This window comes from Rhizobium sp. CCGE 510, assembly GCF_000292525.1.
In the GTDB taxonomy this organism is placed as follows: domain Bacteria; phylum Pseudomonadota; class Alphaproteobacteria; order Rhizobiales; family Rhizobiaceae; genus Rhizobium.
Genome location: NZ_AEYF01000039.1, coordinates 121553 through 136020, shown reverse-complemented (window position 1 = coordinate 136020; position 14468 = coordinate 121553). Strand labels below are relative to the sequence as shown.

The 14468-nt window shown below is 62.6% G+C and carries 15 protein-coding genes; 13 read left to right on the top strand and 2 right to left on the bottom strand.

The genetic code is table 11. The features are described from left to right. Positions 1-116 precede the first annotated feature (116 nt). Both RCCGE510_RS17940 and RCCGE510_RS17935 read left to right on the top strand, forming a co-directional pair. Positions 117-773 carry a GNAT family protein gene (locus RCCGE510_RS17940; protein ID WP_007632239.1) on the top strand — a complete coding sequence of 219 codons (657 nt, stop codon included), beginning with the start codon at positions 117-119 and terminating at the stop codon, positions 771-773. Continuing rightward, positions 770-1357 carry a GNAT family N-acetyltransferase gene (locus tag RCCGE510_RS17935; protein ID WP_007632238.1) on the top strand — a complete coding sequence of 196 codons (588 nt, stop codon included), beginning with the start codon at positions 770-772 and terminating at the stop codon, positions 1355-1357. The genes RCCGE510_RS17940 and RCCGE510_RS17935 overlap by 4 nt, the downstream gene beginning before the upstream one ends. A 92-nt stretch (positions 1358-1449) precedes the next feature. On the opposite strand, the gene RCCGE510_RS17930 is transcribed toward RCCGE510_RS17935, so the two are convergent. Next, the gene (locus RCCGE510_RS17930) at positions 1450-2316 is read right to left on the bottom strand and encodes an endonuclease/exonuclease/phosphatase family protein (RefSeq protein WP_007632237.1); all 867 of its coding nucleotides are present in this window, start codon (positions 2314-2316) and stop codon (positions 1450-1452) included. An 84-nt stretch (positions 2317-2400) separates the two neighbouring features. On the opposite strand from RCCGE510_RS17930, the gene obgE reads away from it, so the two are divergent. From obgE to modC, 7 genes are all read left to right on the top strand, one after another. After that, positions 2401-3495 (top strand): GTPase ObgE, encoded by a 1095-nt coding sequence (gene obgE / locus RCCGE510_RS17925; RefSeq protein WP_007632236.1) that lies wholly within the window; start codon positions 2401-2403, stop codon positions 3493-3495. Beyond that, positions 3482-4651, top strand: a complete 1170-nt coding sequence (gene proB, locus RCCGE510_RS17920; RefSeq protein WP_007632234.1) for a glutamate 5-kinase — start codon at positions 3482-3484, stop codon at positions 4649-4651. Before obgE ends, proB begins: the two co-directional genes overlap by 14 nt. Then, positions 4644-5927, top strand: coding sequence for a glutamate-5-semialdehyde dehydrogenase (locus tag RCCGE510_RS17915; RefSeq protein WP_007632233.1), 1284 nt, complete (start codon positions 4644-4646; stop codon positions 5925-5927). The genes proB and RCCGE510_RS17915 overlap by 8 nt, the downstream gene beginning before the upstream one ends. 37 nt (positions 5928-5964) lie before the next feature. Then, entirely contained in the window at positions 5965-6564 is a 600-nt protein-coding gene (locus RCCGE510_RS17910) for a nicotinate-nucleotide adenylyltransferase (RefSeq protein ID WP_240539666.1), read from the top strand. 493 nt (positions 6565-7057) lie between these two features. Next, complete coding sequence (gene modA, locus RCCGE510_RS17905; protein WP_007632231.1) at positions 7058-7849, top strand: molybdate ABC transporter substrate-binding protein; 792 nt, start codon at positions 7058-7060, stop codon at positions 7847-7849. 271 nt (positions 7850-8120) lie between these two features. After that, positions 8121-8822, top strand: a complete 702-nt coding sequence (modB, locus tag RCCGE510_RS17900; RefSeq protein ID WP_037079121.1) for a molybdate ABC transporter permease subunit — start codon at positions 8121-8123, stop codon at positions 8820-8822. Beyond that, entirely contained in the window at positions 8819-9886 is a 1068-nt protein-coding gene (gene modC, locus RCCGE510_RS17895) for a molybdenum ABC transporter ATP-binding protein (RefSeq protein ID WP_007632225.1), read from the top strand. Before modB ends, modC begins: the two co-directional genes overlap by 4 nt. Here modC and RCCGE510_RS17890 read toward each other — a convergent pair whose 3' ends face one another. Continuing rightward, positions 9887-10264, bottom strand: coding sequence for a winged helix-turn-helix domain-containing protein (locus tag RCCGE510_RS17890; protein WP_007632223.1), 378 nt, complete (start codon positions 10262-10264; stop codon positions 9887-9889). It abuts the gene before it with no gap. Between the two features lie 209 nt (positions 10265-10473). On the opposite strand from RCCGE510_RS17890, the gene rsfS reads away from it, so the two are divergent. From rsfS to RCCGE510_RS17870, 4 genes are all read left to right on the top strand, one after another. Then, positions 10474-10917, top strand: coding sequence for a ribosome silencing factor (gene rsfS, locus RCCGE510_RS17885; RefSeq protein ID WP_007632221.1), 444 nt, complete (start codon positions 10474-10476; stop codon positions 10915-10917). 118 nt (positions 10918-11035) lie between these two features. Then, positions 11036-11518: a 23S rRNA (pseudouridine(1915)-N(3))-methyltransferase RlmH gene (gene rlmH / locus RCCGE510_RS17880; RefSeq protein WP_007632220.1), complete on the top strand. Its 483-nt coding sequence runs from the start codon at positions 11036-11038 to the stop codon at positions 11516-11518. Positions 11519-11734: 216 nt separating this feature from the next. Then, positions 11735-13138, top strand: a complete 1404-nt coding sequence (locus tag RCCGE510_RS17875; protein WP_007632219.1) for a murein hydrolase activator EnvC — start codon at positions 11735-11737, stop codon at positions 13136-13138. Next, the gene (locus tag RCCGE510_RS17870) at positions 13128-14450 is read left to right on the top strand and encodes a S41 family peptidase (protein WP_007632215.1); all 1323 of its coding nucleotides are present in this window, start codon (positions 13128-13130) and stop codon (positions 14448-14450) included. The genes RCCGE510_RS17875 and RCCGE510_RS17870 overlap by 11 nt, the downstream gene beginning before the upstream one ends. The last annotated feature ends 18 nt before the right edge of the window (positions 14451-14468 follow it).

Sequence of the window (14468 nt, the reverse complement as noted above, 5' to 3'; positions counted from 1 at the left end):
CTCAAAAACAGCCGGCGTCTCATCGACCCGGCTGTCCGTATCAGGTTCAGTCTAGAAAACAGGGGAGATGGGGCGCCATCTCCCCTTTTTCTTTACCCCTCAAGGAGGACTGAACCATGCAAGGCGAATTGTTAAGGGTAGACCAATCACGGTCGCCCCGGGAAGACCAGGTGTCTTCCGAAGAACGGCTGAGGCCGGAACGGTTAAGGACCGATTGCCCTGTCTTGTTATCGGAAAGGCTCGTCATGCGCGCGCCCCACGAAGAAGACATCGACGCCCTTGCCCATCTCGCCAATAACGCCAAAGTCGCCACCATGGTATCGCGTATGCCGCACCCTTATACCGCCGATGATGCTGCTGACTTCGTGCGTCGCACGAAAAATGGCGAAATTGGCAAGTGCGTCTATGCGATCACCAAAGCCGAAAACGGCGCCTTTGTCGGCTGCTGCGGCGTCGAGCCGCATGCCGACGGCAGAACTGTCGAGATCGGCTACTGGCTGGGCGAGCCCTATTGGAACAAGGGTTATACCACCGAGGCTTGCCATGCCCTGGTCGATATGGTGTTCAGGACCCGTCAGGACGTCGATCAGATCGACGCCCGCTGCCGGGTGATGAACGTTGCCTCGCGCCGCGTCATCCAGAAGTGCGGCTTTCAGTTCCAGGGTTCGGGGCTCGCCGCCTCGCTGGCGCTCGGCAGCAACGTGCCTGTGGAATGGTACAGGCTCGACCGCAAGACCTGGATGTCGCTCAGAAGCTGGGGGAACATCGCATGAGCACGACCGCGCTGCAAAGGCCGGAGTTGAAGCCGATGATGCCAGGCCCCGCGCCTGTCATCTCGACCGCCCGGCTGACGCTCCGCCCCCACAGGCTGAGCGATGCGCCATCGATTGCGGAATCGCTGTCCGATTTCGCCGTCACGCGCATGCTGTCCCGCGTACCCGCACCGTTCGACCGGCAGGATGCGCTGGACTGGCTGGTCCCGGTTACATCAGGCGCCCTGCCGGACTGGCCCTTAGCGATCACCGGCAAGGACGATGTCCATATCGGCAACGTCTCGATCGAGCTGCGCCACGGCCGCTGGCACCTCGGCTACTGGTTGAACCGCTATTACTGGCGGCGCGGTTATATGAGCGAGGCGGTGGCTGGGATCATCGAGCGCTTTTCGCGCCGCATGCCGGAGACGCCGATCCATTCCGGCGTCTTCGCCGACAACCCGGCCTCGCTGCGATTGCAGGAGAAGCTCGGTTTCCGCATGACCGGTTGCGGCGAAATCTATTGTTTCGCCCGCAACACCATGGTGTCGCACATCGAAACCGTGCTGCAGCCGGGCATGCTGCAGCCGCGCAAGGTGGCGTAACGGAGCATGATGCCGAAAAGTGTGAGCGGTTTTCTTATAACATCATGCTCATACCAAGAAAGGGAGATGCCGCCCGACCGGCGGCGTCTCCGTCAATCGCCGATCTCGACCCATAGCGGGAAATGATCGGAGCCGACGGATTGGGTATCGATCCGGGCGGATTCCAATCGGCCCTCGAGGCCGCAACTGACGAAGCAATAATCGAGATGCATGCGTTCGCCGTGATCCTCGGGATTCATCCAGCTGTAGCTCTCCGGGCCATAGGCCTTGAGCGCCGCAAAGGCGTCGACCGGCGTGCCGATCCTGGCGATACGGCCGTAATATCCGCCACCGGCACCGGCAAGCGCGCAATATTCCGGCGATTCCGGCTCCATGTTGAAATCACCCATGATGACGTAATCCTCCGGCAGCGGCGGCTCCGGCAGATCGAATTCACAGCCCCCGGTCAGCGATCCACCCTCCTGAACGAAAGCGTTGATACGCCCGTTCAAGAATTGCAGCTGGGCGATGCGCTCGTCTGGAGAGACATGGTCGAGATGCACGGAATAGACCCGCATCGCCCCGCCGGGTGCTGCGATCAGCGCCTCGGTTGCGCCACGCTGCAGGTTGATTTTGCCGATCGTCCGGCTGCGCGGCAGAAGCAGCGTTCGGGTCGAAAGGATCGGCCAGCGCGACAACACCATATTGCCGAACTGAAATCGCGTGCCCGGCACCGGCTGAGGCCGACCTTCGTTAGCCTCGACATGCATGTCGCAGGCCGGCCCATACACCCAGAAATGGTCGGGAAACAAGGCCGCAATGTCGGCCACCATGTCGGCAAAACCGTTGCGCGAGAAGCCGCGGGTCACCTCCTGCAGCGCGATGACATCGGCGCCCTCAAGGCTCCGGGCAATCCGCGCGAGATCGTATCTGCCGTCGAGACCGAAGCCGTACTGTATGTTATAGCTCGCAAAATTCACGATAATCTTTGACCTCCGTCGGAACCGCCTATATCGAATGGGCCAAGACGGGCCGTCCAACCGCCACCGGATACTGGAAGTAAAATGAAATTTCTCGACGAAGCAAAGGTCTATATCCGATCCGGAGACGGCGGCGGGGGCAGCGTTTCCTTCCGGCGCGAGAAATTCATCGAGTTCGGCGGCCCCGACGGCGGCGATGGCGGACGCGGCGGCGATGTCTGGGTCGAGACCGTCAACGGCCTCAACACGCTGATCGATTTCCGTTTTCAGCAGCATTTCAAGGCAACGACCGGTACCCATGGCATGGGCAGGAACCGCACCGGCGCCAATGGCAGCGACGTGACGCTGAAGGTTCCCGTGGGCACCCAGATCTTCGAGGAAGACCGGGAAACGCTAATCTGCGATCTCACCGTCGAAGGCCAGCGTTATTGCCTCGCCCATGGCGGCAATGGCGGCTTCGGCAACGCTCATTTCAAGACCTCGACCAACCAGGCGCCGGATTGGGCCAATCCCGGCCTGCCCGGCGAGGAAAAGACCCTCTGGCTGCGGCTGAAGCTGATTGCCGATGCCGGCCTTGTCGGCATGCCTAACGCCGGCAAGTCGACCTTCCTTGCATCAGTCACCCGTGCCCGGCCGAAGATCGCCAACTACCCGTTCACCACGCTGCATCCCAATCTCGGCGTCGCCACCATCGACGAGCGGGAATTCATTCTGGCCGACATTCCCGGCCTGATCGAAGGCGCCCATGAGGGTGTCGGCATCGGCGACCGTTTCCTCGGCCATGTCGAGCGCACCCGCGTGCTGTTGCACCTCGTCTCCGCCCAGGAAGAAAAGGTCGGTAAGGCCTATAAGACGGTGAAGCACGAGCTCGAAGCCTATGGCAACGAGCTGGCTGATAAGGCTGAGATCGTGGCGCTGTCGCAGATCGACGTGCTCGACGAGGCCGAACTGAAGAAGAAGACCAAGGAGCTGGCCAAGGCCTGCGGCAAGACGCCGTTCCAGATTTCGGCCGTCACCGGCAAGGGCATGACCGAGGTCCTGCGCGCGCTGCGCGACATCATCGTCGAGGACAATACCGAGGAAAAGCCGGCCAAGGTGCTGAAGCAGCGCCATCGCGACATTGTTGTCGCCGATGAGGCTGAGGACATTGGCGAGGATGGAGCCGATGACCAGCCGTAAGCCGCTTGGCCGCTATCGCCGCGTCGTCATCAAGATCGGCTCGGCCCTGCTGGTTGACCGCAAGGCAGGGCTGAAGAAGGCCTGGCTCGATGCCATGTGCGCCGATATCTCCGGCTTGAAGGCTAGAGGCATCGATGTGCTCGTCGTATCGTCAGGCGCCATCGCGCTCGGCCGCTCGGTGCTCGACCTGCCCTCGGGCGCGTTGAAACTGGAGGAAAGCCAGGCCGCTGCCGCCGTCGGCCAGATCGCCTTGGCGCGCGCCTGGTCGGAGAGCCTGTCGCGCGGCGAGATCGTCGCCGGCCAGATCCTGCTGACGCTTGGCGACACCGAGGAGCGCCGCCGCTATCTCAATGCGCGGGCCACCATCAACCAACTTCTAAAAATCGGCGCCGTGCCGATCATCAACGAAAACGATACGGTCGCGACCAGCGAAATCCGCTATGGCGATAATGACCGCCTGGCCGCCCGCGTCGCGACGATGACCGGCGCCGATCTGCTCATCCTTCTCTCCGATATCGACGGCCTCTATAGCGCGCCGCCGCATCTCGATCCGAACGCAACGTTCCTGGAGACGATTGCCGAAATCACCCCCGAGATCGAGGCGATGGCCGGCGGCGCGGCCTCCGAGCTCTCGCGGGGCGGCATGCGCACCAAGATCGATGCCGGCAAGATCGCCACCACATCGGGCTGCGCCATGATCATCGCCTCCGGCAAGACCGACAGCCCGCTGTCGGCGATCGAAAACGGCGCGCGTTCCTCCTGGTTCGCACCGTCCGGCACACCGGTGACCGCCCGCAAGACCTGGATCGCCGGCCAGCTGCAGCCGGCCGGCGAACTGCATGTCGATGATGGCGCTGTTACGGCCCTCGGGGCCGGCAAGAGCCTGCTTCCCGCCGGCGTGCGCAGCGTTTCCGGCCTCTTCAGCCGCGGCGATACGGTGGCGATCATCGGTCCCGCCGGCCGCGAGATCGCCCGCGGCCTTGTCAGTTACGATGCCGAGGACGCCCGCCGGATTGCCGGCCGCAAGTCGGCTGAGATCGAGGCCATTCTCGGTTATCCCGGCCGCGCCGCCATGGTCCATCGCGACGATATGGTGATGACGGGACAGGCCGGTTCTAAATCGGAAAGGCAGAAGAAGGACGCGAGCTATGCTTGATACCGTTGCGCCAAGCCCTGACATTGACGCGCTGATGAACGACATCGGCCGCAAGGCAAAGGCTGCCGCACGACCGCTGAGCTTTGCGTCGACCGAGGTCAAGAACAGGGCGTTGAACGCCATGGCCGATGCGATCCTGGCCAACAAGGCTGAGATTCTTGCCGAGAACACCAAGGACCTGAAGGACACCGAAGGCAGCGAGATGCTTGCCTCCTTCGTCGACCGGCTGACGCTGAACGACAAACGCGTCGTTGAAATGGCCGAGGGAATCCGCGCCATCGCCGCCCTTGCAGATCCGGTCGGTGAGGTCATCGCCGCCTGGGACCGGCCGAACGGGCTGAAGATCGAGCGCGTCCGCACGCCGCTCGGCGTCATCGGCGTCATCTTCGAAAGCCGGCCGAACGTCACCGCCGATGCCGGCGCCCTCTGCCTCAAGGCGGGCAATTCAGTCATCCTGCGCTGCGGCTCGGATTCGCGCCGTTCATCGCAGGCTATCCATGCCTGCCTCGTCGAGGGACTGACAGCGGCGGGACTTCCAGAGCATGCTATCCAGCTCGTTCCAGTCACCGATCGCGCCGCGGTCGGCGCCATGCTGCGCGGCTTGGATGGGGCAATCGACGTCATCGTGCCGCGCGGCGGCAAGAGCCTGGTCGCCCGCGTGCAGAGCGAGGCCCGCGTGCCGGTTTTTGCCCATCTAGAAGGCCTTTGCCATGTCTATGTCGATGGCTCGGCCGATATCGAGATGGCGAAGCAAATCGTCGTCAATTCCAAGATGCGCCGCACCGGCATCTGCGGCTCAGCCGAAACGCTGCTCGTCGATGGCGCCGCGATCGGCACGCATCTGACACCGCTGCTCGAGGTGCTCACGCTAGCCGGCTGCGAGGTCCGCGCCTCGCCGACAGTGCTAAAGGTCGCCCCGGGCATGAAGCCCGCAACCGAAGAGGACTGGTCGACCGAATATCTCGACGCGATCATTTCGGTCGCCGTCGTCGACGGCATATCGGGCGCGATCGCCCATATCCAGACCTATTCCTCGAACCACACCGAAGCGGTCATCGCCGAGGACCCAGACGTCGTCGCGCGCTTCTTCACCGAAGTCGATTCGGCGATCCTGCTGCACAATGCCTCGACGCAGTTTGCCGATGGCGGCGAGTTCGGCATGGGCGCGGAAATCGGCATCGCCACCGGCAAGATGCATGCCCGCGGCCCCGTCGGCGTCGAACAGCTCACCTCCTTCAAGTATCGGGTGCACGGCGCCGGACAGACGCGGCCCTGACGTGACGGCGGAGAGTTTGGACCGGCATTATCTCCGCATGCCGCACAGCGAGCGCGGCATGGTCGTCGGTCTGTTCGGCGGTTCGTTCAATCCGCCGCACCAGGGCCACGCGCTCGTCGCCGAGATCGCCATCAAGCGGCTCGGCCTCGATCAGCTCTGGTGGATGGTCACCCCCGGCAATCCGCTGAAGAGCCGCAACCAGCTCGCCCCGCTTGCCGAGCGCATTGCCGAAAGCGAACGTGTCGCCGCCGATCCGCGCGTCAAGGTCACCGCCTTCGAACAGGCGCTCGGCGTCAGCTACACCGCCCATACGCTCGCCCGCGTCAAAGCCCGCAATCCGCATGTGCATTTCATCTGGATCATGGGCGCCGACGGCCTGCAGACCTTCCACAAATGGCAGAAATGGCAGGAAATTGTCCGCACTTTCCCGATCGCCGTCATCGACCGACCGGGCGCGACGCTATCCTACCTCTCCTCGAAGATGACCAGGACCTTCGATTTCGCCCGTGTCGACGAAGATGATGCCCGTATTCTCTGGAAGAAGCGGGCACCGGCCTGGACCTTCATCCACGGGCCGCGCTCCGGCCTGAGCTCGACGGCAATCCGCAACGGCTCGCTGCCGGGCAGCTCCGAATAGGCTTATTTTTCGGGGAATCCCTGAAACGAGAAAGCCCGACGGGGGAGGATCCGTCGGGCTTATAAACTCGATCGACAACTGGGAGGAGGAGTGTTGTCGACCCTATCGAGCGGCTATGGGAGGAGGAGTTCGCCGCTTCGATGCTCATGTTTTATCATATTCCGCACGAAGGTGAATATCGATTGGTGCATTGCAGCAATGCATAGACTGCAATCCTGTCCGGAAACATCGCTTCGGCGTTGCCGGTTTTATCGGCAGAATCAATGGAGCATGGCTCTGTCTCCGGGGAATCCCTGCGGTTTGCAAAAGTGCCGACTGGATATTTCTGCTCGATGGATCCGATTTTGCCTTGAAGCCATGCGCATGCCGAATGTTCGAAGCATTGGTTCCTGCGAACGTGGCGGTCGGCACGTTATATTTTTCTGGATATATCCCTAGCCAAGGCGAGCCGCCCGTTATATTCGTCGCAATATTTCGAACCTGGGAGCAAATCATGCAGAACCGCCGCCAATGGATGAAACTGGCAATCGCCGCCATATCAGCCCTGTGGCTTGGTGCCGCGGCGCTACCGGCGCCTGCCGCCGCAGCCGAAAAGCTTACCGTCTTTGCGGCGGCGAGCCTCAAGGATGCGCTCGACGCCGCCAATGCCGCCTGGACCAAGGAAAGCGGCAAGGAAGCTGTTGCCTCCTACGCGGCAAGCGGAGCGCTGGCCAAGCAGATCGAAAACGCCGCTCCCGCCGATATCTTCATCTCGGCCGACCTCGACTGGATGGATTACCTCGCCAAGAAGAACCTCATCAAGGCCGACACCCGTTCCAACCTGCTTGGAAACCGCATCGTGCTCGTTGCCGAAAAGGACAAGGCAAAACCGGTCGAGATCAAACAGGGCTTCGATCTTGCAGCGCTTTTGGGTGACGGCAAGCTGGCGATGGGTGAGCCGAAATCGGTTCCGGCCGGCAAATACGCCATGGCCGCGCTGGAAAAGCTCGGCGTCTGGAAATCGGTGGAAAGCAAGGTCGCCGGCGCTGAAAGCGTGCGCGCCGCTCTGGCCCTCGTCTCCCGCGGCGAAGCGCCTTACGGCATCGTCTACCAGACGGATGCCGCCGCCGATAAGGGTGTGGCCGTCGTCGGCACCTTCCCGGCCGACTCCCATCCGCCGATCATTTATCCCGTCGCCATTCTTGCCGAGAGCAAGAACCCCGACGCAACGGCCTATCTGGATTTCCTGAAATCCGACAAGGCCGCCGCCTTCTTCACGGCGCAGGGTTTTACCGTTCTCAAGTGATTGAGGGGGCGAAATGATTGCGGAATCAACAGTGACAACTTAGCGTGAAGGCTCAGTTAGGCGAGCCTCCTGTCCCGTTCGAGCCAATGGCTGCCCCTCACCCTAACCCTCTCCCCGCTCGCGGGGAGAGGGGACGTGCCCTGCGAAAGGTTGGTGGGGACGGAGAGGTCGCGGCATATCCCCTTCGCCCCGTTTACGGGGAGAAGGTGCCGGCAGGCGGATGAGGGGCAGGCACCGGGTGACACCGAATTTCCAGGGGAGATAGCCGCATTTGGATACGTTGGGCCTGAGCAACGAGGAATGGACGGCGATCCTGCTCAGCCTGCGCGTCTCGCTCGTCGCCATGCTGGCGAGCCTGCCCTTCGGCATCCTCGTCGCCCTGCTGCTTGCCCGAGGCCGCTTCTGGGGCAAGTCGGTGCTGAACGGCATCGTTCACCTGCCGTTGATCCTGCCCCCTGTCGTTACCGGTTTCCTGCTCCTCATCCTGTTCGGCCGCCGTGGCCCGATCGGCAGCCTGCTCGACCAGTATCTCGGCATCGTCTTTTCCTTCCGCTGGACAGGCGCAGCACTCGCTTGCGCCATCATGGCCTTTCCGCTGATGGTGCGCAGCATCCGCCTGTCGATTGAGGCGGTCGACCGCAAGCTGGAGGAGGCGGCCGGAACGCTCGGCGCCGGTCCCTTCTGGGTGTTTCTGACGATCACCCTGCCGCTGACCTTGCCCGGCATCATCGCTGGCATGATCCTTTCCTTCGCCAAAGCGATGGGCGAATTCGGTGCGACGATCACCTTCGTCTCCAACATCCCAGGCGAAACCCAGACGCTGTCGGCAGCGATCTACACTTTTACCCAAGTGCCGGGCGGCGATGCCGGCGCCCTGCGCCTAACGCTTGTCGCCGTCGTCATTTCCATGGCAGCCCTGCTTGCCTCCGAATTCCTCGCCCGTCTCGCCGGCCAAAGGATCGATCCGGAATGACGCTGATCGTCGAAGTAAAACAGCGGCTCGGCGCCTTTTCGCTCGACGCCGCCTTCACCTCCGAGCGCGGCGTCACCGCGCTGTTCGGCCGCTCCGGCTCCGGCAAGACCTCGATGATCCGCATCATCGCCGGCCTCGCCCGCCCGGACGAAGGCCGGGTCGTTCTCGACGGCGAGCTGCTGACCGAAATCGCAACCGGCATCTTCATCCCGAAACATCGCCGCCGCTTCGGTTATGTCTTCCAGGAGGCTCGGCTTTTCCCGCATCTCAGCGTCCGCGCCAATCTCGCCTATGGCCGCTGGTTCGCGGCCGGAGCGGCACGCGGCGAGAGCTTCGACCACATCGTCGACCTGCTCGGCATCGAGCCGCTGCTCGAACGCAGCCCCGCAAAACTTTCCGGCGGCGAGAAGCAGCGCGTCGCCATCGGTCGCGCGCTGCTCTCCTCGCCCCGCCTGCTGTTGATGGACGAGCCGCTCGCCGCCCTCGACGACGCGCGCAAGGCCGAGATCCTGCCGTATCTGGAGCGATTGCGCGACGAGACGGAAATTCCGATCGTCTATGTCAGCCATTCGATCGCCGAAGTGGCGCGGCTGGCAAACCAGGTCGTCGTCATGCGCGACGGCAAGGTGGAAGCGATCGGCCCGGCCGTCGACATATTGAGCCGTCCCTCTGCGGCGACCGACCGGAAAGAGGCGGGCGCGCTGCTCGAAGGCACCGTCGAAAGCTTCGATCCGCACCACCGCCTGTCGACCGTAGCCCTGAAATCCTCCCGGCTGCATATTCCGAGTACAGCCCTTACTTCAGGCAGACCGGTGCGCGTCCGCATTCCGTCCCGCGACGTCATGCTGGCGACCACCAGACCCGAGGGCCTCAGCGCGCTGAATATTCTCGAAGGCAGGATCGAAGCGATATCATCGGATGACGACGGGACGGTGGAAATCCGGCTCGACTGCGGCGGCGATATCATTCTTTCCCGCATCACGACACTCTCCTGCGAGCGTCTCGATCTCCAGCCGGGAAAGGCCGTCTTCGCCGTCATCAAGACAGTTGCCCTGGAGGCCTGATCAGCCGCACTCGCGCTGCTGCAGGTTGCGTTTGCCCTCGAGCCAGGCGAGATCTTCGGCAAGGCTTTCGCGCATCGTCCTTTCCATCCGGCGGAAACACTCGAGCAATTCCTCGCCGAACGGCGTCAGCGCCGCGCCGCCGCCCTTCTGCCCGCCGCGCTGCGGCTCCACCACCTGTTCTGAGAACATCCGGTTCATCTCGCTGACCAGCAGCCATGCCCGCCGATAGGACATGTCCATCGCCCGTCCCGCCGCCGAGATTGATCCGGTCTGGCGGATGTGTTCCAGCAGCTCCATCTTGCCATGGCCGAGCCGATCCTCATCCGGGAAGCTGATTCGCAGGACGGGCACGAGTGTTTTTGCGGCTGAATCGGTCATCGAATCGTGAAATCGTGGAATTCGCCGCACTTTACGCGGCGGTACGGAAACTGTACACCGCCCGCACCAGCAGCCCGCGCGGCAATATTCTTCAATTCAGACGCCAGATCGGATTTTCGACCGTTCTGTATCTTAGCACGTCTTGAAACATTAATGGTTTGATGCCTATCTTAACCATGATCCGGTCTCGATCGGATCTCGTGTTGTGCATGGTTTGTCATTCCAGGAAAGGGAAAGCACTGACAACAGTACACGCCAAGGGAAAGACGTTCGCCGTTATCCCGAAGAGTGCGGAACGTGGCGCCGATGCCGCCGCCCGCGCCCTAGAAACCGTCCTCGCCAGCCTCGAGGACTCCAAAGCTGAAGATATCGTCACCATCGACATTGCCGGAAAATCGGCGCTGGGAGACTACATGATCGTCGTCTCCGGCCGCTCGAGCAGGCATGTCATGGCGATCTCGGATCACCTGCTCACCGACCTGAAGGACGACGGCCTCGGTACGGCCCGCGTCGAAGGTCAGGAAGGCGGCGATTGGGTCCTGATCGACACCGGTGACATTATCGTGCACGTGTTCCGTCCCGAAATCCGCGAGTTCTACAACATCGAAAAGATGTGGGCGGCTCCGGATATGGATGAAGAAACACGGCACTGACAGGCAGGCCGGCATTCTGTCCGGCGCCTGAAACGTGGCATTGACTGGCCGGAAAACATCAGAAGCCGGCCAGTGGCGCCTTGCGCGCAAGATGTGCCGCATCAGCAGGAGCGGATGAATGCGAATTGGTCTTTTTGCGGTGGGACGGCTAAAATCCGGCCCCGAAAAGGATCTTGCGGCCCGTTATTTCGACCGTTTCGCCAAGGCCGGCCCTGCCGTCGGCCTCGAACTGTCCCGTGTTGCCGAAGTTGCCGAGAGCCGCGCCTCCAACGCGGAAACCCGCAAGCGCGAGGAAGCGGCGCAGCTCGTGAAATCGCTTGCCGATGGCAGCATCCTCATTCTCCTCGATGAACGCGGCAAGGCGCTCGACAGCGAAGCCTTCGCAAGCCTGCTCGGCTCCTATCGCGATCAGGGCAAACGCGAGCTGACCATCGCCATTGGCGGCGCCGACGGGCTCGATCCCTCCCTCTATGACCGTGCCGACGCCACGCTTTGTCTGGGCAAAATGACCTGGCCGCATCAACTCGTGCGGACGCTGATTGCCGAACAGCTTTATCGCGCCGTCACCATCCTGTCCGGCCACCCGTATCACCGCGTCTGATGCCGCGTCGGCCTCATGCGCCGGCAGTGCGTCGCATTGTCGCGCAGTGTATCTGCGTGACGCAAGCCTGTTTGCCTGCGTCACGCAGCCGTGTTTGGCTGCCGGTCCATTGTGCTTCAAACTTTCTGGCAAAGCGCGCCAAATCAGCTTAGTCTTCGCGCGATTTGAGAAAGTGCCCCAACACGCATGACGAGAGAAGCAACCAGGCGATACCGCATGATCCTGCCGGCTATCGCGGCCGGTGTCGGTATAGCGGTGATTGCCGTGTCGGCAGATCCCTTCATCGTCCAGGCCCAGGATGCCGCACCCGAGGCTGCGCAATCATCCGCACCCCAGCCGGCAGCCGAACCGCCGCCTCCCGATCCGGCCGCCGAACTTTCCGCCAAACGGGATGAGACCCGGACCGAACTCGCAACCCTGGCGAAAACGATCAGCCTCTCCGCCGACAAGGTGAGCGCGCTCAAACAGAGCATCGCGGATCTGGAAAAGAGCACGCAAAGCATTCGCCAGGCACTGATCGAGTCCGCTGCCCGCCGCAAGGCGCTCGACCAGCAGATCCTCGCAAGCGAGAAGAAGCTTGCCGATCTCGGCGTCAAGGAGGATGGCATCCGCCGTTCCCTGCACGAGCGGCGCGGCCTTCTCGCCGAGGTGCTGGCAGCGCTCCAGCGCATGGGCCGCAACCCGCCGCCCGCTTTGCTTGTCACCCCTGATGACGCGCTCGCCTCCGTGCGCAGCGCCATCCTGCTTGGCGCCGTCGTGCCCGGCATCCGCAAGGAGACCGACAAGCTTGCCGGAGACCTTGCAAGCCTTGCCGCATTGCAGACCGCAAGTGCCGCCGAGAAGGCTAGCCTGACTGCGACGATGACGAACGGCATCGAGGAAGAGCGGCGTATGGACCTGCTGCTTGCCGAAAACGATAAGCTCAGCCGCAGCAATGCCGCCGAACTCACGGCCGAGAGGAAGCGCTCCGAGGAACTGGCTGGCAAGGCGACCAGCCTTGAAGGCCTCGTCGCCTCGATGGAATCCGAGATTGCTTCGGTGCGCGACGCCGCCGCCGCCGCTCGCCAGGCGGAGGAGAACCGCAAGCTGATGACGGACGAGCAGCGCGCCCAGGCCAAGGCCTTGGCCGACAGCGGTGTGCCCGATAAAAACCGCATTGCGCCCGCATATCCGTTCGGAGAATTGAAGGCGAAATTGGAGGTGCCCGTTGCGGGCGATATCCTGCGCCAGTTCGGCGATGCCGACGGCACCGGGCACGAGGCCATGGGAATGACGGTCGCCACCAATCCGGAGACGGTGGTGACGGCGCCTGCCGATGGCTTGGTGGTTTTTGCCGGCGCTTTCCGCAGCTACGGCCAGATGATCATCCTCGACACCGGCGATGGCTACCACTTGGTTCTCTCGGGAATGGATACAATCAATACCCGGCAGGGAAAGTTCGTTTTCTCCGGCGAACCGCTCGCCGTGATGGGTGCGAAAAGAGTGGCAAGCGCAACTGCATTGGCGCTGGCAACGGACCGGCCAACGCTTTACATTGAATTTCGAAAGGACGGTAAACCGGTCGATTCCCGACCATGGTGGACCGCCAAAGATACTGGAAAGGCACGCAATGATTCGTAGGGCTTCTCTTGTTCTGGTCGGCGCATTGATGGGTGCGACCGCAATGAGCGTTATTTACTCGGCGGGTGTGCCGGCAGAAGCGGCCGGATCCTCGACGTACAAGGAACTCTCGGTGTTCGGCGATGTCTTCGAGCGTGTGCGCGCCCAATACGTGACGCCGCCGGCCGAAGACAAGCTGATCGAGAACGCCATCAACGGCATGCTCTCCTCGCTGGATCCGCATTCGAGCTACATGAATGCCAAGGACGCCGAGGACATGCGCACCCAGACCAAGGGCGAGTTCGGCGGCCTCGGCATCGAAGTCACGATGGAAGACGAACTCGTCAAGGTCATCACCCCGATCGACGATACGCCCGCCGCCAAGGCCGGCGTTCTCGCCGGTGACTATATTTCCGAGATCGATGGCCAATCCGTGCGTGGCCTGAAGCTTGAAGACGCCGTCGAGAAGATGCGCGGCGCCGTCAACACCCCGATCAAGCTGACGCTGATCCGCAAGGGCGCTGACAAGCCGATCGAGCTGACGGTCGTCCGTGACGTCGTCGCCGTCCAGGCCGTCAAGTCGCGTGTCGAGGACGATGTCGGTTATCTCCGCATCATCTCCTTCACGGAGAAGACCTATCCCGACATGGAAAAGGCGATCAAGAAGATCAAGGATACCGTTCCGGCCGACAAGCTGAAGGGTTATGTCCTCGACCTGCGCCTCAATCCGGGCGGTCTGCTCGACCAGGCGATCAACGTCTCCGATGCCCTGCTGGAACGCGGCGAAGTCGTTTCGACCCGCGGCCGCAATCCCGATGAAACCCGCCGCTTCAATGCCGGTCCGGGCGACCTGACGGATGGCAAGCCGGTTATCGTCTTGATCAACGGCGGTTCGGCTTCCGCATCGGAAATCGTCGCCGGCGCTCTTCAGGATCTGCGCCGCGCCACCGTTCTCGGTACCCGCTCTTTCGGCAAGGGCTCCGTCCAGACGATCATCCCGCTCGGCGAAAATGGCGCGCTGCGCCTGACCACGGCGCTCTACTACACGCCGTCGGGCCGCTCGATCCAGGGCACCGGCATCACCCCCGACATCAAGGTCGAGGAGCCGCTGCCGCAGGAACTGCAGGGCAAGATGGTGACCGAGGGCGAATCCAGCCTGCGCGGCCACATCAAGGGCCAGAGCGAGACCGATGAAGGTTCGGGCTCGGTTGCCTATGTTCCGCCGGACCCGAAGGACGACGTGCAGCTGAACTATGCGCTCGACCTTCTGCGCGGCAAGAAGACCGATCAGGCCTTCCCGCCGAACCCTGATAAGGCCGTCGTCGCCAAGTAACGATCACCTCAAGGCCGG

Bases quoted from the DNA above. Each gene is read 5' to 3' on its own strand.
- RCCGE510_RS17940 (WP_007632239.1), top strand. From the start codon at position 117: ATGCAAGGCGAATTGTTAAGGGTAGACCAATCACGGTCGCCCCGGGAA.
- RCCGE510_RS17935 (WP_007632238.1), top strand. From the start codon at position 770: ATGAGCACGACCGCGCTGCAAAGGCCGGAGTTGAAGCCGATGATGCCA.
- obgE (WP_007632236.1), top strand. From the start codon at position 2,401: ATGAAATTTCTCGACGAAGCAAAGGTCTATATCCGATCCGGAGACGGC.
- proB (WP_007632234.1), top strand. From the start codon at position 3,482: ATGACCAGCCGTAAGCCGCTTGGCCGCTATCGCCGCGTCGTCATCAAG.
- RCCGE510_RS17915 (WP_007632233.1), top strand. From the start codon at position 4,644: ATGCTTGATACCGTTGCGCCAAGCCCTGACATTGACGCGCTGATGAAC.
- RCCGE510_RS17910 (WP_240539666.1), top strand. From the start codon at position 5,965: ATGCCGCACAGCGAGCGCGGCATGGTCGTCGGTCTGTTCGGCGGTTCG.
- modA (WP_007632231.1), top strand. From the start codon at position 7,058: ATGCAGAACCGCCGCCAATGGATGAAACTGGCAATCGCCGCCATATCA.
- modC (WP_007632225.1), top strand. From the start codon at position 8,819: ATGACGCTGATCGTCGAAGTAAAACAGCGGCTCGGCGCCTTTTCGCTC.
- RCCGE510_RS17890 (WP_007632223.1), bottom strand. From the start codon at position 10,264: ATGACCGATTCAGCCGCAAAAACACTCGTGCCCGTCCTGCGAATCAGC.
- rsfS (WP_007632221.1), top strand. From the start codon at position 10,474: ATGGTTTGTCATTCCAGGAAAGGGAAAGCACTGACAACAGTACACGCC.
- rlmH (WP_007632220.1), top strand. From the start codon at position 11,036: ATGCGAATTGGTCTTTTTGCGGTGGGACGGCTAAAATCCGGCCCCGAA.
- RCCGE510_RS17875 (WP_007632219.1), top strand. From the start codon at position 11,735: ATGATCCTGCCGGCTATCGCGGCCGGTGTCGGTATAGCGGTGATTGCC.
- RCCGE510_RS17870 (WP_007632215.1), top strand. From the start codon at position 13,128: ATGATTCGTAGGGCTTCTCTTGTTCTGGTCGGCGCATTGATGGGTGCG.